Here is a 19535-nt window from a genome sequence, read left to right as displayed (position 1 = left end):
AAATCAGCCACTCTTTTTAGCATGAAAAAACAGCCCTTCCGGACTGTTTTTTCGAGGAGTTTAGTTATGAAAATGTTTCATCTATTAAAAGGAAATTATTGCCACTTTTTCAAACGAAAGGAAATCTGTTTTTTATTTTTGTGTCCCTTCATTTGATAAATTCATTATATCCATGAAATGTGTCTAAAGTGTGTCAGCTTTCGAAAAGGATTCTAAAAAAATCTAAAAAAATATTCCCATTTAATTTATATTTTATTTAGAATTAAGTAATATTTCGCACAAACGCAGCTTTTCTAATGTTGCAGCGCTGTTTTCAAATATTACCCTGCCTTTTCTGTCTCCGGTATACAATAATTCCTTTTCCATAAGCCGCCGTCTGGTCTCCCGTGCCACACCAGCTCCTCCATCAAAAAATTCCACCGTATTTCCCATCACTTCTGCTATTGCATCCTTTACAAAAGGATAATGGGTACATCCCAAAACGATTGCATCCACCGTTCCCTCACAATATGGTTTCAACAGCCTGTATAAAAATGCCTTTAATCCTGCACTGTTTAATTCTCCACGCTCAACAAATTCCACAATTCCGGGACATGCCAGTGGATAAATCTCCGCATCCTTTTCATACCGTGCCATAAGCCGTTGAAATTTTTCTTCCCGGATTGTCATTGGCGTTGCCATAACAAGTACCCGTGGATGCTCCATAAACTGTACTGCAGGCTTTAATGCAGGTTCAATTCCAACCACCGGTACATCCGGATATTCTTTTCTCAAAATCGAGACATCTGCACTGGTTGCTGTATTACAGGCAATCACTACTGCTTTTGCTCCTTCTGATAACAGGTGTCTCACATGACATTCCGTCAGTTTCCGCACCTCTTCTAAGCTCTTTCCACCATACGGTGCATTTTTAGAATCTCCAAAAAATATATAATTTTCATTTGGCATCAGGCGTACCAGTTCACGTAATACACTTATTCCACCTACACCTGAATCAAATACTGCAATTGGTCTTTCGGTCTGTTTCATGATAGCCCCCTGTTTTCGCATACAAATAGGTTCTCTTCTTTCGTAAAAAACTGCTGAAAACAGTTTTTCCGTTTTCAGCAGCAATTCTTAGTTTTCCCTCGGGCATCTACGCACTCTCTTAATATTGCAGTCCTGCACATCACACGGAGCACAGTCTACCAGTCCTTTTAAGAAGCAGAACGCCTGCCGGCTCTCCTTCTTAGCCGTGTCTTCTTCCCGCGGACACCTAGACACATGCTTTACATTGCAATCCTGAATCTGTCCCGAACTGCAGTCCACAAGCCCTTTCAGGTAACAGAATTTGTTTTCCATTTTTCCCCTATCTACTCCTCATCACCCCAACATTATGTTTCTAATGTCATCTTTATTCTATCATCTTGGGATGGAATGTGCAAGCCATAACAGACCTGTGTTTTAAATATCCCTTTCATTTCTTGCAAAGAGACCCTTCTTGTGCTACCTTTGATATAGTATTTTGAAAGCAGGTGCTGTTATGATAGAACGTAAAGATTTATTTTCCATTCCTTTTTATAATAAAACACAGTATACCGGAAGCCATCTAGGCATGCGCTACCGCATCGAGAAGCATGTAGAAGATGACTCCACCACTCTGCTTGCCACCTGGTGGCCGGGTCCTTATTGCTTTACCGCTACGCCGGATGAACAAAAAAAGACCAACACCTTCGAATATTCTAACGAAGGTATTGGTCAGGCATGCAACTGGCTCAATCAGGTCTATACAGAAAATGCAGACCTCTTTAAAACTGTTCCTATTTAAAATTTACATCTGATGACGCACAATCTTGTACTCATCATATAACTGATAATACGGGCAGGAATTCGTGTTGCCGGTAAGAAATCTTACCATATCATCTTCATCCAGATCCATATCACAGACATAATATTCGTAATCTTCATCATATACAAAATTTACACAGGTATCACAACTTCCCTGTTCTGCCATAAAATCAACTCTCCTATCTGATGACTTTCTTTGCATTCCGGTTGCAGATCATGTCCAGCATATTTTCATCCGGTTCAAAGATAATGTCTCCAAGTCCGCTTCCGTTCTTATAAATCACTTCATAGGTCTTCGCTCCCGGCTGCTTTGAAGAACAATCCTTTACACTCAACTGGTTGTTGTTATGATAATTATACAATTCATGTGCAGTTGACGGTGCAATCAGCACAACCTCTTCCATCTCAATCTTTGCAATATTTTTTCTCTTTCTCTTTGCCTTGATACGTGCAAAGCTAAGTCTTCCTTCAATATAGGTATATTCCCATTCAATCTGTGATGCAATTTTAAGAAGATACCAGAAAACTGCAAAGATAATTGCAGGAACCAGTAAAATTCCCGGATACACAATAATGGAAACCAGTACACAGAAAATTGCCAACGCAATACAAAGATACCTTAAGATTACATTTACAACAGACACCTTCTTATCTACCAGAACTGTGTTTTCAAAAATACTCATACTTCAAACCTCTCAATTTTTCTTTTTGCACCTGCTTCTCATGCAGATTCTTTTTCATTATATCTCTTTTTCTGCGATTAATCCAGTAGATTATGTTTAAAATTAAGAGGGTCAGGGATACTTCCCTGATTCATTTTCCAACTTGAGCTGCGGGCGATAAGGGAAAAATGGGCCATTTGTCATGATAATGGCAGTGCTTGCTTCTTTTGAGGTGCAGCCTGCGAAGCAGGGTGTGCGTGTTCCGATTGCTTAGGCAATCATGGCGGAACGCATAACAATACATAATATTTTTGATTTTTTGTAACGAATCTAATAAACCATTCTCTTATCTATATAAGGGGGGATATTATGCATTACATTGAAGTGAAAAATGTATCACAAATTTATTCAGTTGGGAACGAACCTGTCAATGCACTTACTAATATTTCTTTTGCTATTGAAAAAGGTGAGTTTATAGCTGTGACTGGCCCATCAGGGTGTGGAAAATCGACATTGCTACATATGATTGGTGGATTAAGTAAACCATCTTCAGGACAGATATTGAATTGTGGCGTATCATTATATGAAAAACGAAATTCTGAAATATCGCTATTTCGTCGTCGAGAAGTGGGCATAGTCTATCAATTTTATAATCTCGTTCCGGAATTAACAGCAAGGGAGAATCTGCTGCTTCCTGCACTGATGGATGGTAAAAGCGTAGATCAAAGAGAAGTTAAGAAAATACTGACGATTTTGGGGATGGAAAACAAGGCAAATTTTTATCCGGGTCAGCTTTCTGGTGGTCAACAGCAAAAAATAGCCATTGGCAGAGCATTAATCAATCATCCTAAACTCTTATTAGCAGATGAACCTACTGGCAATTTAGACTCTGCAAAACGTGATGAACTTTTACAGCTTTTACGTTATATGAACGAACAGGAAGAAATGACAATTCTTGTGGTTACTCATGATTCCGTTGTTGCACAAAAAGCAAATAGGGTACTTCATATGATGGATGGGAAAATAGTCAATGATGAGGTGATTGTATGAGGTGGGGATTTTTATGGTTAACTTTGCGCTTGATAATGAAACAACGTTTGCGTACCATAACTTTATTTTGCGGTATTTTTTTCTCTAGTTTTTTACTTAATGCTTTTGGAAGTTTGGGGTATTACTTTTGGACACAAGTACATGAAGGAAATTCCGACACAAGTACATTTAATTCTACCGAATTAGCATTGACTGTATTGGCGGTGATACTTCTAACAATAGTTTTGGTATGTTCTGCAGTTCTTCTTCATAATTTATTTGCTTTGACATTTTTTCAAAAATGGCATAGTCTTGGACGTTTAATTACGCTGGGAGCAACGTGGCAGCAACTTTTTCTTATGGTGGTAATAGAGATAGGCATTATATACTGCATTGCAGTACCATTAGGTTTGATTGTTACTATTGCTTTGGAGAAGAGTATTTCTATACCTGTAGAAATTCCCTGGTGGATAATTTGCAGTATTTTTTGTTGGTTATTGATAGTTTCTTGCATTTGTGGTTTGCGTCCGGTACATAAGGCAATGAAAACTCCCATTACTTTATCAAGAACAAGTAAGTCTGTAACAATTCATTCCAGACAGGATAAGTTCGGAAAGCATTACAATTCTTTTGCTATTTTCATGGCCGGAAAATACCGCTCAGCAAATAGAGGACATTACATCCGTATTGTCCTTACGCTGATTACTGTAATGATATTGTATATACCGATCAGCTATTTTATCAACACAGATTTAGATATACAGCAATCAGGATTATTGGCTAAATATGGAATTCAATATAATTTTACAACTCAAAATTATGATGAATTAAAATTGGCATTAGAGGAATGTCAGGGTTTAAGTACAAAAAACTCGGATGGAGACATGCTGATATATGTACAGGTCGATGGGCGAGCATCTCTCAGGAAAAATATATTAAATAAAAGCCTGCTACAGGTGTTGGAAAAAGCAGGTTGGGAAGAACAAGAAATTTGGGATACGAGCTGTGATATACTTTTTTTGGATGAAATGCATTATAAGATGATTCTTCGTAATTGTTCTGATTTAGAAATAGAGGACGAATCAGCTCCAGCTATTTTGGTAGATCGTTATATCAACAGAACAAGTTATCAAGAGAATGCTGATAACTTGTTTTTCGAAACATCCTTAGTGAATAAAACTATTTGGGATGAGGAAAACACAGGTGTTGAAATTTTTTGTGGTTTTTTTGAGGAAAATAACACGGTATTCTATAACTCACCAATTATACTTTCAAAAGAACTACCAGAAGGGATGGATTTTTCAGGAAATGTAACTTTGCTTCTTCCCATTCAAGAAATTGAATCAATTCGTGAGCTAATAGGTGAGTTTTGTCAGGTTAATGTGTATGGTTTATTTCAAGAATATGATGAAACTCTTTACGGAAAACTTCATCAGAAATTGGGAGCAAATGCATTGGGACATCTGGTTTATCAGAGAAGAATTTTTAAGGAATGGTATGCTTCCATGTGGGAGATCCATGTGACAATGGTGGCTGTCTGTTTGATTCTTTTAACTATTGCATTGGTAAATGTTTTTAGTACCATTGTCTTTCAGTATATTGACAGGAAACGTGGTCTGGCAATGTTATGGTCATTAGGGCAAACAAAACAAGGTTTACTGCGAATTCTAATTTTGGAAACAGCACGTAGCTTTTTTCTTGCAGCATTGATTGGAATTCCGGTATCATGCTTATTATGCTATAATGTATATCAGGTTCTTCGCTCTACGTGGCGTATTCGGTTTATGTTGCCATTGAAGCAAATTTTTTTGTTGATTGTTGCGATGATTACAGCCACCCTGGTTGCAATGATAGTAGAATGGTGTTGTATGAAACGTCAGAATTTTTTACAGAACATTAAGGATGAAATATAACTTACGGAAGGAGGCAGCAAATGGAATCATTTGAAGAAATTTATTCTTTATACTTCAAAGATATTTATAGATATGTATTATCTCTTTGCCGAAACTCCGAGCAAGCAGAAGAAATTACGCAGGAAACTTTTTTTCAAGCAATGAAAAGTATTTCATCCTTTCGTGGTGATTGTAAAATGACAGTGTGGTTATGTCAGATTGCAAAACATCTTTACTTTGCTCAAAAGCGAAAGGAGAAACATAGTGCGATAATGACATTAGATGAAGTGTCAGATCATTTACCAGACACCACATCCCAGCCATTGGAGTTGAGAATAGCAGATGAGACTGATGCTATGCGTATTCTTGAATATTTACATGATATAGAAGAACCTTATAAGGAAGTGTTTATGTTACGAGTTTTTGGTGAATTGTCATTCAAAAAAATATCAGGAATTTTTGGGAAAACAGAAAGTTGGGCGAGAGTGACTTATCATCGGGCTAAAGTTAAAATTCTGAATGAAATGGAGGGAAAACAATGACAAGAATTTCATGTGAGGTAGCCAGAGATTTATTACCTTTGTACTGTGATGATGTATGTTCACAAGAAAGCCGTATTCTTATAGATGAACATCTTAAAAATTGTTCAGATTGTGATGCTTTATTGAAAAAGATGAAAATGGAATGTAGTGCTTCAACAGAACAAGAAATGCATGATGAAGAATTTGTAAAAGCTATGGCGTCAGGATGGAAAAAATCAGTAAAAAATGGTTTTGTAAAAGGTGTATTAGCCACACTCATTTTGTGTTTATGCCTGGTTGGAGGATATTGGGGATTAACACGTTGGATTCTTACTTCTGTTCCTAGTGCTAATATCCAGGCAAATGTAGTGAGTGTGACGGATGAACATGTAAAGATTATTCTGGAAGCAACAGATGGAAAAAAAGTTCTAACCAATGCTATGGTAGTGGAAGATTCGGGAAAGCTCTATTTGCTTGAAAAGAGGGGAGTTATTGCGACACAAACTGGCGATGGTGAGAATTGGGCGGCAACTTATACTCTACCTAAAATACAAAAAACAGAAGACGGGGAAAGTATACACATAAAAGAAATTTATTACGGAACTGAAAATGATAATATCCTGATTTGGAGCGAATAAGTAAAAAATTAAGTTATTCGTGTGGAAGAGAGAGGGTAACCCTTGAAGTCGTAGAGAAAATCGTATTTATTGTAATTAATAACAGTATTAATTTCTGGAGGTGAGAGTGTGAAGAAATTTAAAAAGATGTTGCCATATTTAATAATTAACGCGATTGTTTTTTATTTAACTCCATTTATGATTAAGGATACTGGAAGCGGCATGTTGATTTTGTTAATTGGTTTCCCAGTTATATGTTTTATAGTAGCTTTGATCTACGGGATAAAAAACTCATTTAATTGGATTTATTCCTTGCTTGTAATGTTGTTGTTTGTACCAACTATTTTTATCTTCTATAACGAAAGTGCAACAATATATATATTGGCTTACGGTATTATTTCAGCATTCGGGAATTTTCTAGGAGATAACAAAACTGGGATATGAAATCCGTCGGAATTTTTATAATAAAGTTCTAATAGTTTGACTGGGAGGCATAAATTTACATATCAAACGAGGTATCCGCAGGATAAAATTCGGTATGATGATATAATCATTGATCTGGAACGAAGAGAAGTAATCAAGGAGGGCAGAAAGTTGAACTAACATATACGGAGTTTGAAATTATCAGTTTTCTCGCTCAAAATCCTGGCAGAGTGTTCAGCAAGGAACAGATTTATGATGTGGTTTGGAAAGAACCATATTCCGGAGATTATAACATTGTAATGAGCCACATCCGAGAAAAGATAGAAGATGATCCGAGCCATCTGGTTTATATTCAGACAGTATGGGGTGTTGGGTATCGGTTTAATAAAATTTAGGCAGTGGTCTGTGATAGATCACTGCCTGTTTTCCAAAATCATTCAGGATATGTATAATTGGGCTCCTGTTCAAGTACCCTTGTCCAGTCACGTTCCTCCCGCAAAACTCGGAGAATATGTATTTCCTGAGTATGTTCCATAAATACATAAAAAATTATGGACGGCGGAAAGGGCTTTTTATGGATATAATAATTTCGATATAGGATATGTGTCTTTGGAAAAACACCGGACATATATCCTAATTTTTTCATCTGTGCCTGTATGTCATTTTGAAAACGGTCAGCTCTGGCCTGACCAAACTCAGCTTCGATGTAATCCGCAATGTCAGTCACATCATAAATAGCTTCCCATGTTAAAATAACTTTATAATCGTGCATTTCGTCTGACATCTCTCAATTCGGTAATTTTGCGGAAAGCTTCTTCGAGATGAAGTTCCCGTCCGGCCTCCATATCGTCGATTCCTCTGTCCAACATCCTGAGAATATTGTTATCTTCATGCTGGGCAGGAGTTTGTTTTTTCATTGTCAATTCCATAGTATCACTCCATTCGTGCTATCTGAGATAGTCTATGCAGTTCCTTGTTTCTTAGTCATAGTTTAACATAAATTTACGATGGGTACAATTGAAAATTTTAAAACGTTTAATAATTATGTTTTTTCCGTGTTTTCCAGTAGATTTTTTCGAATTATTTCGTTACAATAGAGGCAAACAGTCTGGGGGGCGGGGGAAGCATACGAAATCAAACTATTGTATAGGATATCCCGGCTTTCTATTATTTTTTAATACAGAATGCTGCAGAACTAAACTGCTTTGTTTTCTTTTGCTATTGAGCCTGTCTTTCCAATGTTTCACAGCATAGCGGCACGGTTCGCTGATATGCGGATGCATGAGAAAGGCTGTTAGGGGCACTTGGAATTTCATCCTGCAACCGGCAATGCTGGCACAGGACGTGCCAGCAAGGTGCAATCTGAACATGGATGTGAATTTGCACCGGTTGCCGGATGAAACAATATCTTTTCTGAAATTCATAGTGCCCCTTGCAGGTTTTCTGCCGCATCCGCATACAACGGACAGTGACGCTATGCAGTGAAAGCAGTGGAAAGACAGCCTGCAATCAGAAAACAAAACAGCTAAGAACTGCAACGCATTCTGCATCAACAAAAAATAATAGAAATCCGGAATACGCTTACAATATGTTAGACGATTCGTTTTTCTCCCCCGCCACCCGGACGGATTACACGATAAAGGAGATTTCTATGAAAGCATATCATTTAAATAAAGATGCCCTCACCCCAATGTCGGTGGGTGTACAAAAGGAATGGGTTCTGACCAATGGAATCGGCGGCTATGCCGGCAGTTCCGTAACCGGTGCTCATGCAAGAAAGCACCATGGCTATCTGATTGCCAGCCTGCACCCACCAGTAGAACGTTTCGTCATTCTCTCAAAAATCAACGAATGTCTGATTCGTTCTTCCGGGAAAAAGGATTTTACCGTAGAACAATATCTTGCCGGTGATGGCAGCACTGCTTACCGTGAAGGTATTGAATACCTTAATTCCTTTACTTATGACGGGCTGGTACATTTTACCACCAAAGCTCCGGAATTTACCATGACAAAGACTCTCGCCTTTGAACACGGAAAGAATACTATTGCAGTTTCCTATGATATCCAGAATGATGGAGAGGCTGCTACACTGGTGCTGACTCCGCTCTTTAATTACCGGGTACACCATGATGCTTCTACAGTAGACACTTTAAAATTCGATACTACTTATGAGCAGCCGGAAATCAGACTGGTTCCGCAGCAGAATAAAGATGTCACCATCCGTCTTTTTACCGATGACGGAACCGTTGTTCCATGTGAAGAAAAATATACCACCGGAATGCAGTTACAAAAAGAACTGGATGTAGAATCCGATGCTTTAGATGATAACTACACGCCATACCAGATTGAATTTCCGCTGGACGCCGGATGCCGCAAGAAAATATCTATCGTCTGCACCATTGAAGATGCTTATGAAAAGGATGCTTTTGCCACTGCTGCCGCAGAAATGGCACGTTTTGATGCATTAGAGAAAAAAGCTGGCTACCATGATGAACTGGCAGAGACTCTGACCATTGCCGCCGACCATTTTCTTGCATACCGGCAGTCTACCGGACTGATGACTGTTCTTGCCGGACTTCCTTGGTTTACCGACTGGGGCCGGGATACCATGATTGCTCTCACCGGCTTAACTCTGTCTACCGGGCGCTATCAGGATGCCAGAGACATCCTGACCACATTTGCCCGCTATGTCCACCATGGCATGGTACCAAATATGTTCCCGGATGAAGGAACCGATCCATTGTATAATACAGCAGATGCTTCCATGTGGTATTTCTATGCAGTTGGAAAATATCTCGATTACACCGGTACTCCGGAAGATTATGCTTTTGTGCAGGAAACCATTTATCCGAAATTAAAAGAAATTATTGCAGCTTATGAGTACGGAACAGATTTCTCCATTTATATGGAAGAAGATGGACTTATCCATGCCGGAAGCGGTCTCGACCAGGTAACCTGGATGGATGTCCGTGTGGGCGACTGGGTTGCTACACCACGGCACGGCAAGCCGGTAGAAATCAATGCGCTCTGGTATCATGCACTCTGCCTGATGGAAGAATGGGCAACGCGCTTTGGGGAAGACGGTTCCCACTATGCTGCTCTTGCAGCTCATGCAAAAGAATCTTTCACAAAAGAATTCTGGAACGAAAAAGATGGATGTCTCTATGATGTGGTAGACGGGCTGGAAGGTGATGCATCCCTTCGTCCAAATCAGATTTATGCTGTTTCCCTGCCGCACCGGATGTTAGATGCTGACAAGGAAAAGAAGATTGTAGATAAGGTTTACGAGAAACTATATGCCAAAACCGGTCTTCGTTCCTTAAGCCCGGATGATAAGGAATACCATCCGACCTATGAAGGCTGTCTTGATAAACGTGACCACGCTTATCATCAGGGTACTTCCTGGGGCTTCCTCTTAGGCGGTTTCCTGACTGCTTATGTGCATGTCTATGGAACTTCCAAAGAAGTTATCACACAGGTAGATGCCATGTTAGATGCCACCAGAGAGCAGTTCTACCACGGCTGTATCGGTTCTATTGCAGAAATCTTTGATGGTGATGAACCGCACACCTCCCGCGGCTGCTATGCCCAGGCATGGAGTGTCGGAGAAATTCTCCGGGCATATACTGAGGATATTCTGCCATATAAATAAATCATTTTTATACCAACAGAACCGGCCACCGGCAGTTTCTTACGGATGAAAAAAGGGGCTTGATAAACCAAGCCTCTTTTTTCATTCCCGTGCAATGCCCATATCTCTACGCCGGAATCTGCTCCTTCAACCATGTTTTTTCTTCTTCGGAAAGGAAGTCTGCAATGGTATCATAGACATACTGCTGATACTTCCGAAGCAGTGCCTTTTCCCGGCTGTCTAATTCTTCCCAGTCAATAGCCTCCAGATCAAATGGCGCAACAGTCAATGTTTCAAATTCCATGAACTGTCCATATTCCGTTTTCTCCGCTTTCTTACAAAGCAGCAGGTTCTCAAGGCGGATGCCGTATTTTCCTTCCAGATACAGTCCCGGTTCATCCGAAGTAATCATACCTTCTTCCATGACAGTTCCGGTGCCATACCGTTCCCGGTAACGGAATGCATTCGGTCCTTCATGTACATTTAACAAATAGCCAACGCCATGGCCTGTTCCGTGGTTATAATCAAGCCCCATGTGCCACAACGGTTCCCTTGCCAGATAGTCAAGATTGACTCCCGTACAGCCATATTTAAATTTTGCATCCGAAAGATTCAGATTTCCTCGTAATACGGCAGTATAATGCTTCTTCTCCTCTGAGCTTAATGCTCCAAGGGCAATGGTTCTTGTCACATCCGTTGTGCCATCCAGATACTGTCCGCCGGTATCCAGCAGCAGAAAGCTTTTGTTATCCAGTGGAATATTGCTCTTCCCATCCGGCTCATAATGCACAATGGCTCCATGAGCACCGTATGCAGCAATCGGTGCAAAGCTCTGTCCCAGATAACCTTCTCCCTGCCTCCGGAATTCTTCTAATTTATCACATACCGCAAGCTCCGTTATCTGCCGCTTATCTTCCACATGCTTTAACCAGTAGATAAGTTTTGTTAAAGCAATGCCATCCTTCTTATGTGCCAGCCGCTCATGCTCCATTTCGGTGGCATTTTTCACTGCCTTCATAAGCTCAATCGGGCTGTTCTTCTTTACCTTATGTGCCTCTTTTGGAATGGCATCATACAATGCATAATTTGTCATACTCTCGTCTATAAGAATGCTTTTGTCTGCCGGAATTTCCTTTATATCCGCATAAATCTGTTCATATTTGTAAATAAAGATTTTTTCAGCGGAAAGTCTTTCCTTTAAGTCAGCCGGCACACTCTTTTCATTTACATACCAGCGAATTTCATCCGGTGCAATCAGTACATAAGATAATGCCACCGGATTATATTCAATATCATTTCCCCGGATATTAAAAAGCCATGCGATTTCATCCAGAGACGGAATCAGAAAATAATCCGCCTTGCAATCCACCATTGCTTTTCGTACCCCTGCCACCTTATCCTTCCGGCTCTCACCTGCATATTCCACGCCAAGCTCCCAGATTGGATCACAGGATAATGCAGGACGATTCACCCAGATTTCGCCTACGACATCCCGGTCTGGAGCAAATGTAATCTTTTTCTCCCGCAATTTTTCTTTTAAACTCTTTGCCATGCCGGTACTTACGGTTCTTCCATCAAACCCCAATACGGTTCCATCTTCCATTTTTTCAGCCAGAAAAGTGCCAATATCCACTACTCCCGGCTGTCCGCTCCGGAATAACGTAATGCCGGTGCCGGCAAGCTGTTCTTCTGCCTGGATAAAATATCTTCCGTCTGTCCAGAGTCCTGCCATATCTTCAGTAATTACCAGTGTTCCTGCCGAACCGTTAAATCCGGAAATATATTCACGGCATTTAAAATATTCTCCTACATATTCTGATGCATGGAAATCATCGGAAACAATGAGATATGCCGCCATGCCGTATTCTTTCATCTTCTGTCTTAATTCCATCAATTCTTCTTTCAAATCTATCACCTCTATGTTATGCTATAATGAATGCAAGCTGGTCAATTACAGTATAGCATTCGTTATTATGAACGGAAAGGAATTCTTTTATGTTTCGCCTGATTGGAAAATTACTTTTCTTTTTCATAAGATTTATCATACATCTTCCGTTCGCCGTATTCCATGGACTGCGGCGGTTCTTTTTTGGTGTCAATTTTGACAAAATGAATGGCTACGAATTTGAAGAATATGCAGCCCGCTATCTTAAGCGCAACGGATATTCAAAAATTACTGTCACCAAAGCTTCCAGAGACTTTGGTGTGGATTTAATCGCAAAAAAACACCGGACTACCTATGCAGTCCAGTGCAAATTATATCAGGGAAAGGTTGGTAACAGTGCCGTACAGGAAGCTGTTGCCGGTAAATCCTATTACGATTGTGATGAAGCAATGGTCATTACCAACAGCGTTTTCTATCCCGGTGCCATTGCCCTTGCCAGAGCCAATGATGTCACGCTCATTGACGGTACCCAGCTAAAACGTCGCAGCTTCCGCTGGGGCAGATTTTTCCGGATTATCCTGCTTCTCCTGTTATGTGGCTTACTGATTTTTTGTATTACATCTCCGGAAACTGCACTTATCTGACATTCAAAAAAGCAGTTCATCCTAATGATTTTATATACAATTATTATACCGTTGTATTTACTCCGTTTACGTTGGCATGCTCATCTTCTGCCATCGGAATTACCAGACATTTCTGTCCGTTGATTACTTCGGATTTAATCTGGGAAACCTTTTCCGGTTTTACACGAAGCACAACATCATAGGTCTTAACTACTTCGTCAGCTTCTTCCTCTATCTGTTTCTCTTTTAACTGCTGTTGCAGCACTTCAACCTGGGCTACCAGCTCTTTTTCTTTCTGAATCTGCTCATTGGCAGCCAGGGCTTTGCTGTCTACTACATTTTCTGCCAGCGGTGCTTCTTCTGCAAATTCCTCTGCGCAGGTCTTTCCAATCTTTTCTGCCTTTTCCGGTGCAACGCCGCTTTCTTCCATAACATTGGTCAAAAGCTCCGGTGTCAGAATTACCGGGTCTTCTTCCAGTTCTGCTTTCTCTTCTACCAGATCATTTAAGTTCTGCTGAATCTCCATCAGCACTTCCCCGCTCTTTTCCACATCATCGCCATATGCCTGTTTGACGATAGAATGGAAGGTCATCTTCTGCTCCGTTGCGGTGCGTCTTGCGCCACAGCCTAATCCCAACTCCATAAATTCCGCATGCGGTGCCTTGGTATCCTTAGTATAGAACATCAAGGAATGAATATCTGTACTGCGGTCGGTAAATGCCGGGAATAAGAAACCGCTGTCCGGTACGCTTACCACCCAGTCACGGATTCTTGGTCCGATACGGTTTTCATCTTCTCTGTAACCCAGTCCCGGTTTGGATAACTGTACCGGACAGATTGCACACAGAAGGTATTCAAACACTTCTTCTGATTCATCCAGTGCATTATTATCCGTGGTCTTGGTCATGACATCATAAGCATCATGGAACAGCAAAATCAGATAGTTGCCTGCATAGTCATAGCTTTCAATGACCATATCATAAAAACGTTCCAGTAACTCAGGATTTTTTAATTTACTTTCCCTTAAACCTAAAAGAAACTGTTGTCTTCCTCCTGCTGCTTCTTCATCCAGTGGAAAATTCAATTCCAAAAGATTATTTCCAATGGTTCCTGATAAGGTTTTCTTGGCAATCTCTAAATATTTATAAAATTCTTCATCTTCCAGATTTAAAAATGTCTCACTTAAATCAACGACCTTATTCTTACCGGCATCTACATAACAGCCACACAATCTGGTAAAGGTACAATTTTCTTTTGTAAAACGTCTCTTTAACTCTGCCACACCTTTTTTATCCATACTATGAATCTACTCCTTTACTACCTTTCTTTTATTTCTTATGTTTCCAAATCAGACTTTTATAGAACAAAGAATGTGCCTTGGCACATTCCCGCGCCTGCGGCGGTCGCTTGCGACATCTACCTTATACGCCGCAGTGTGCATCCTCGCGGAGCGTTTTTGACTTTACAGGAAAGCAATTTCCTGTAAAGTCAAAAAAAGCAAGATAAATTTCTTGCTTTTCGAAAGAGCGATAGACGGGGAATCGAACCCACGTATCCAGCTTGGAAGGCTGGTGTTCTACCATTGAACTACACCCGCAGTTCATTGCCTTTCGGCAATGCCCAGTTCCGGAATCGAACCAGAGACACGAGGATTTTCAGTCCTCTGCTCTACCAACTGAGCTAACTGGGCTTGTGCTGTAAAGCACTCACAGCACTGATTATTTTATCGGAAAAAGCAGGGGTTGTCAAGACAAATTTCCTGCTTTTTTCATTTTTTCTTTTTTATTCCGGTGGTACGATAACTCTGTTCCGTTTTTATGTATTTCGGCTTTATTCTACGGTAATAAGTGCCATGGAATAAGATGGCAGTGTCAGTTCATTATTATCCAGCGTAATTGTATCTTCTCCGGTCAGAAGCATTCCACCGATAGTACCTTCTCCGCCTAAATCTACACCTGAAATGTCAACCTTCTGAGTTTCCTGGGAAAGGTTAAATACCAGTAATGTGGTTTTACCATCATATGTCTTGGTAATTGCTGCTATATTCTTATCAGAAAGATTCTCTACATTTGCAGCGATACCACGGGCGATTTCCGGATAACGGTTTCTCAGGCGGATTGCCTGTTTGAAATAATTATAAATGGAATCCGGGTCATCCTGCTGGTCTTCCAGGCTTCCATTTGTCATCTTAATGCTTTCCATTCCATCCGGCCCTTTACACATACCCTCTGCAGATGCATCTGAGGACCACTGCATTGGTGCACGCTTATTTTCATCTTTTCCAGAGCCTTTCATACCAATTTCTTCCCCATAATAAAGAAATACATTGCCGCTCATCATAAGATTCATGGCTCCGGCAGTTTTAATCTGTGCAGCCTTATACTCGCCACTATAGTATCCGGCACCTCTTGCCATATCATGATTTGTATAAAACGGTGCATCAATATAATTTTCATTATACTGGCTTAAAAGCTCATCCATTTTGCCGCAGACATTGGCATATCCTTTTGCTCCGGACTCTGAGCTTCCTTTTACTGCATTGGCAATAATCCCATCGCCATCTCCAAAATCAAAATTGAATACACTATCAATTCCACTTTCCAGATATTTTGCATATGTCTCACGATCCGTCCAGACCTCTGCCACGATATAGGAATTCTCATCTTTTGCCTTTACCATATCATTAAACCATTTTAAGACTTCCACATTTTCTGTGGTATTATCTGAAAAATATTCTTTGGCACCATCCATACGGAAACCATCTACCCCAAGATCCATCCAGAAGGATGTAATCTCATCAAATTCAGCTCTCACCGCTTCACAATCAAGGTTCAAATCCGGCATTTCACTCCAGAATTTTCCTTCATAATACCAATTGCTGCTGCCAGCTTTATAATACACACTGCTTAACTGATCTGTTGTAAAGTTATAATAATCTACATACGGACAAACGCTGCTATCCGGCTGCTGTCCGTCACTTAATCCCTCCAGATATTCCACTGCCTGTGTAAACCATGGGTGCTTGGACGATGTATGGTTAATCGGGAAATCAATAATCACACGGATTCCGCGCTTGTGGCATGCTTCGATTAACTGTTTGAAATCATCTATAGTTCCATACTGCTCATCAATATTTTCATAATCAGAAATGTCATATTTATGATAGGTCGGTGATGGCATGATCGGCATCAGCCAGATTCCATTACAGCCAAGGTCTGTATCTGTACTGTCATCTCCATCATTGATATAATCCAGTTTATCAATTAATCCCTGGATATCTCCGATTCCATCTCCATCACTGTCATAAAAGCTATATAAAAACACTTCATAATAGGTGCGGTATTTATCATCAATGATATTCAGTTCTCCTGCATTTGCCTTTGCCATAGCAGAGTCTTCCACACTTGCGGTCTTTTCAGTTTCTGTCGCCGCAGCAGTCTCTGTTCCCGCAGCATTGTTATCCTGTCTGCCGCCACAGCCGGCACCTATAGTTCCAAGGGTAAGGCAAAATGCAAGAAGTAACGCCTGTAGTCTTTTTTTCATATGATTCTCCTTTTCTTCTCTTTCTTATTTCGTTGAAATGAAGGGGTGATGTAAATGCGATGCTTTTGTTCTGCATTTGAAATAACGTTATTTTCCAGACAGAATGCTCCAATTCTAACCAGCACATTTTTCTTTTCTTATTATCATCTGTCTTTCCAATGTTTGACAGAATGCAAGTGGTTGTCCGGCTGAATGCGGATACCATTTTGTGACTGGTTAGGGGCGCTTGGAATTTTATCTGGCAACCGGCAACGTTGGCACAGGACGTGCCAACGAGGCGCAACTGAAACACGGATGTGACTTTGCGCCGATTGCCGGAATAGATATAATGTAGAGCGAAATTCTTAGCGCCCCTTACCAGTTGCATGAGGTATCCGTATCAGCCGGACAACCACTGCATCCAGTCAAAGCAATGGCAAGACATCTGAAAATCAGAAAAATGTACTGCCAAGAATTGAGACGCATTCTGTCTGAATGAAAATACCTGTTATTTCAAACACAGAACAAATATCCTTCGCAATCTTCCACGCCCTTCATTATCAACTGATATAACAAAGAGAGGCAAAAGCCTGCCTCTCTTTTAAACATTTTAAACGGCTGTAATATTTAGCCTTTTACTGCTCCACTCATTCCCTCTACATAGAATTTCTGTGTAAACATAAAGAGGATAGCAATAGGAATAGATATTACTACAGCACCTGCTGCAAAACATGTATACCAGCTGTTGATATACTCTTTCTCTAACATCTTCCATAAACCGATAGATACGGTAAACTGGTCTGCATTTGCACCACAGATAACCTTTGCAAATACGAAGTCAATCCATGGTCCCATGAAGGAAGTCAGGATGGTGTATACAATAATTGGTTTACTAAGTGGAATGGTAATCTTAGTAAATACCTGCCATCTGCTCGCTCCATCAATGATTGCTGCCTCGTCCAATGATTTTGGAATGGTATCAAAGAATCCCTTTGCTACATAGAATCCAACACCACTACCTGCGGAGAATACAATAATCAACGCAATACGAATCATGGATCCTTCGGATAATCCCAGTGCCTTTAAGATAAAGTATACCGCAATCATGGACATGAAGGATGGGAACAGACCTAAAATCATTGCAATATTCATAAACGGTTTTCTCATTTTAAAACGCATTCTTGACATACAGTAAGATACTGAAAGTACAAAGATGGTTGAAATGATACAGGTAAAGATTGCAATAATCAATGTATTCATGAACATTTTCGGGAAGTTCAGAATACTGGTATCTGTAAATAGCTTAACATAATTGTTTAAAGTATAAGTCTTCGGGAAGAAGGTCTCAACATAAGAACCTTTCTCCGCACGGAAGCTTGTAAGTACTACCCAGAATACCGGAAGTACCCAGATAAATGCTAATATTGCAAGAAATATATGAATCAAAACATTTACAAATGTTTTACGTACTTTTGCGCCTGATGTGGCTGTTTTCTGCTTACTCATTACATGAATCCCTCCTCATCTTTGTAGGATGTGGTATTTCGATAAGTAACCAGGGCAACAATAGCCAATACCACGAATGTCATAATACCAATAACGGCACCCAGGTTAAAATATTTCTTATCAACAGTCAGCTTATACAACCAGGTAACCAAAAGGTCTGTCTTTCCTGCGGTTGCATCCACCGGAGTAGGATTTCCTCCGGACAGAAGGTATATAACGTTGAAGTTGTTGATGTTTCCTGTAAACTGTGTAATTAAGTACGGTGTCATTACAAATAACATATATGGCAGAGTAATTTTGAAGAAAGTCTGGACAGCATTAGCACCATCAATCTTTGCTGCTTCGTATAACTCAGCCGGGATATTCTGTAAGATACCGGTTACCTGGAGAATCGTATATGGAATACCTACCCACAGGTTGATTACAATAACTGTAACCCTTGCCCACATTGCCTTGGTAAAGAACGGCAATGCTGTGTCAATAATACCATATTTCATAAGCAGTGTGTTAACAATACCGGTTGGCTGTAACATACTTCTCATAATCAGAAGGGATACAAACTGTGGTACTGCAATGGATAATACAAAGCAGAATCTCCAGAATCCCTTTGCTCTTGTTTCTTTCCGGTTGATAATGATTGCAAGAATCATACCGAAAATATAGTTTAATGCTGTTGCAAATACAGCCCAAATCAGGGTCCATCCTAATACGGAATAGAACTGTTTTCCAATACTGTCTCCAATATTCAATATTTTCTTAAAGGTAGCAAATCCAACCCAGTCGAATAACACTAAGTGTTCTCCAGATGTACTGTAGTTGGTAAATGCCATTGAAATATTGTAAATCAATGGCAAAACAGTAAAGATCAAAATTCCCATCAGTGGGAGTGCTAACAGTAATTTATGTAAATTTTGATCAAACAAACTCTTGAAGTCTTCTTTAAATGTGTTTAAATGCTTACCTGCTTTTGCCAGCAGTTCTGATTTATATGAACTTTTTACTGCTTCCCTCCATACAATGATAAATATGAAGGTAATATATAATGTTGCAACTCCATAAAGTAAGATAAGCTGTGAATTATCACCAGCCTGATATTCATAAATACTCTTTGCATCATTCCATACCTTTTCCCGCTCTCTCCATCCAAGTGATGGCAGCATGGAAACTGCATAGAATCCATAAGAAATCATGTAATAAAGATACGCAACCTCGATTGCCAAAAACATAAGACCTTTTACAATCTGTTTATGCGCAATATTGCCCAAGCCCATGATCAACATGGAGAGCTTAGTAATTGCATTTCCCTTAACTAACGCACCAGTAACAGTATATGGTGTCTGGAACTCTTTTGCTTTTTTCTTTTTTGTAGCAGCCTTCTTCACGCTATGGGCCTCCTA

General features: G+C 40.0%; 20 protein-coding genes and 1 tRNA gene. 9 read left to right on the top strand and 12 right to left on the bottom strand.

Annotation, left to right across the window (positions count from 1 at the left end):
* Positions 1-252: 252 nt before the first annotated feature.
* Positions 253-1029, bottom strand: a complete 777-nt coding sequence (gene murI, locus OCV43_RS01000) for a glutamate racemase (RefSeq protein ID WP_022242972.1) — start codon at positions 1027-1029, stop codon at positions 253-255.
* Positions 1030-1116: 87 nt separating this feature from the next.
* Complete coding sequence (locus OCV43_RS00995; protein WP_022242971.1) at positions 1117-1341, bottom strand: hypothetical protein; 225 nt, start codon at positions 1339-1341, stop codon at positions 1117-1119.
* 181 nt (positions 1342-1522) lie between these two features.
* On the opposite strand from OCV43_RS00995, the gene OCV43_RS00990 reads away from it, so the two are divergent.
* Positions 1523-1807 (top strand): GNAT family acetyltransferase, encoded by a 285-nt coding sequence (locus tag OCV43_RS00990; RefSeq protein ID WP_227710674.1) that lies wholly within the window; start codon positions 1523-1525, stop codon positions 1805-1807.
* Between the two features lie 3 nt (positions 1808-1810).
* Here the strand turns inward: OCV43_RS00990 and OCV43_RS00985 are convergent, their stop codons facing one another.
* Both OCV43_RS00985 and OCV43_RS00980 read right to left on the bottom strand, forming a co-directional pair.
* The gene (locus OCV43_RS00985; RefSeq protein ID WP_022242953.1) at positions 1811-1993 is read right to left on the bottom strand and encodes a DUF6472 family protein; all 183 of its coding nucleotides are present in this window, start codon (positions 1991-1993) and stop codon (positions 1811-1813) included.
* Between the two features lie 13 nt (positions 1994-2006).
* Entirely contained in the window at positions 2007-2510 is a 504-nt protein-coding gene (locus OCV43_RS00980) for a hypothetical protein (RefSeq protein ID WP_022242952.1), read from the bottom strand.
* Positions 2511-2858: 348 nt separating this feature from the next.
* On the opposite strand from OCV43_RS00980, the gene OCV43_RS00975 reads away from it, so the two are divergent.
* The 6 genes from OCV43_RS00975 to OCV43_RS00950 all read left to right on the top strand — a co-directional run bounded on the left by OCV43_RS00975 (position 2859) and on the right by OCV43_RS00950 (position 7366).
* Positions 2859-3539, top strand: coding sequence for an ABC transporter ATP-binding protein (locus OCV43_RS00975; RefSeq protein WP_022242951.1), 681 nt, complete (start codon positions 2859-2861; stop codon positions 3537-3539).
* Positions 3536-5431 (top strand): ABC transporter permease, encoded by a 1896-nt coding sequence (locus OCV43_RS00970; RefSeq protein ID WP_022242950.1) that lies wholly within the window; start codon positions 3536-3538, stop codon positions 5429-5431. The genes OCV43_RS00975 and OCV43_RS00970 overlap by 4 nt, the downstream gene beginning before the upstream one ends.
* A 20-nt stretch (positions 5432-5451) precedes the next feature.
* A complete protein-coding gene (locus OCV43_RS00965; protein WP_022242949.1) occupies positions 5452-5952 on the top strand; it encodes an RNA polymerase sigma factor in 501 nt (166 codons plus the stop codon).
* Complete coding sequence (locus OCV43_RS00960) at positions 5949-6569, top strand: zf-HC2 domain-containing protein (protein WP_022242948.1); 621 nt, start codon at positions 5949-5951, stop codon at positions 6567-6569. The genes OCV43_RS00965 and OCV43_RS00960 overlap by 4 nt, the downstream gene beginning before the upstream one ends.
* 108 nt (positions 6570-6677) lie before the next feature.
* On the top strand, positions 6678-6992 hold the full coding sequence (locus tag OCV43_RS00955) for a hypothetical protein (RefSeq protein ID WP_227710675.1): 315 nt from the start codon (positions 6678-6680) through the stop codon (positions 6990-6992).
* A gap of 176 nt (positions 6993-7168) precedes the next feature.
* Positions 7169-7366: a winged helix-turn-helix domain-containing protein gene (locus OCV43_RS00950; protein ID WP_227710682.1), complete on the top strand. Its 198-nt coding sequence runs from the start codon at positions 7169-7171 to the stop codon at positions 7364-7366.
* A 38-nt stretch (positions 7367-7404) separates the two neighbouring features.
* Here OCV43_RS00950 and OCV43_RS13945 read toward each other — a convergent pair whose 3' ends face one another.
* Positions 7405-7743: a type II toxin-antitoxin system RelE/ParE family toxin gene (locus tag OCV43_RS13945; RefSeq protein WP_022242947.1), complete on the bottom strand. Its 339-nt coding sequence runs from the start codon at positions 7741-7743 to the stop codon at positions 7405-7407.
* The gene (locus OCV43_RS00940) at positions 7730-7900 is read right to left on the bottom strand and encodes a hypothetical protein (RefSeq protein ID WP_022242946.1); all 171 of its coding nucleotides are present in this window, start codon (positions 7898-7900) and stop codon (positions 7730-7732) included. The genes OCV43_RS13945 and OCV43_RS00940 overlap by 14 nt, the downstream gene beginning before the upstream one ends.
* A 722-nt stretch (positions 7901-8622) precedes the next feature.
* On the opposite strand from OCV43_RS00940, the gene OCV43_RS00935 reads away from it, so the two are divergent.
* Positions 8623-10623 (top strand): amylo-alpha-1,6-glucosidase, encoded by a 2001-nt coding sequence (locus tag OCV43_RS00935; protein ID WP_262623184.1) that lies wholly within the window; start codon positions 8623-8625, stop codon positions 10621-10623.
* A gap of 106 nt (positions 10624-10729) precedes the next feature.
* On the opposite strand, the gene OCV43_RS00930 is transcribed toward OCV43_RS00935, so the two are convergent.
* A complete protein-coding gene (locus OCV43_RS00930) occupies positions 10730-12517 on the bottom strand; it encodes an aminopeptidase P family protein (RefSeq protein ID WP_317246651.1) in 1788 nt (595 codons plus the stop codon).
* An 80-nt stretch (positions 12518-12597) separates the two neighbouring features.
* On the opposite strand from OCV43_RS00930, the gene OCV43_RS00925 reads away from it, so the two are divergent.
* Complete coding sequence (locus OCV43_RS00925) at positions 12598-13131, top strand: restriction endonuclease (protein WP_262623183.1); 534 nt, start codon at positions 12598-12600, stop codon at positions 13129-13131.
* A 43-nt stretch (positions 13132-13174) separates the two neighbouring features.
* Here OCV43_RS00925 and OCV43_RS00920 read toward each other — a convergent pair whose 3' ends face one another.
* The 5 genes from OCV43_RS00920 to OCV43_RS00900 form a co-directional block, all read right to left on the bottom strand.
* The gene (locus OCV43_RS00920; RefSeq protein WP_022242942.1) at positions 13175-14407 is read right to left on the bottom strand and encodes a DUF4317 domain-containing protein; all 1233 of its coding nucleotides are present in this window, start codon (positions 14405-14407) and stop codon (positions 13175-13177) included.
* A 320-nt stretch (positions 14408-14727) separates the two neighbouring features.
* Positions 14728-14800 (bottom strand) — tRNA-Phe (locus OCV43_RS00915).
* A 140-nt stretch (positions 14801-14940) separates the two neighbouring features.
* On the bottom strand, positions 14941-16653 hold the full coding sequence (locus tag OCV43_RS00910; protein WP_227710677.1) for an alpha-amylase family glycosyl hydrolase: 1713 nt from the start codon (positions 16651-16653) through the stop codon (positions 14941-14943).
* Between the two features lie 606 nt (positions 16654-17259).
* Complete coding sequence (locus OCV43_RS00905) at positions 17260-18138, bottom strand: sugar ABC transporter permease (protein ID WP_022242229.1); 879 nt, start codon at positions 18136-18138, stop codon at positions 17260-17262.
* The gene (locus OCV43_RS00900; RefSeq protein ID WP_022242230.1) at positions 18138-19520 is read right to left on the bottom strand and encodes a carbohydrate ABC transporter permease; all 1383 of its coding nucleotides are present in this window, start codon (positions 19518-19520) and stop codon (positions 18138-18140) included. Before OCV43_RS00900 ends, OCV43_RS00905 begins: the two co-directional genes overlap by 1 nt.
* Between the last annotated feature and the right edge of the window lie 15 nt (positions 19521-19535).

Source organism: Roseburia amylophila (assembly GCF_025567465.1).
Lineage (GTDB): Bacteria > Bacillota > Clostridia > Lachnospirales > Lachnospiraceae > Roseburia_C > Roseburia_C amylophila.
Note: the sequence above shows the minus strand (reverse complement) of the source record. Positions and strands in the feature narration are given on the sequence as shown.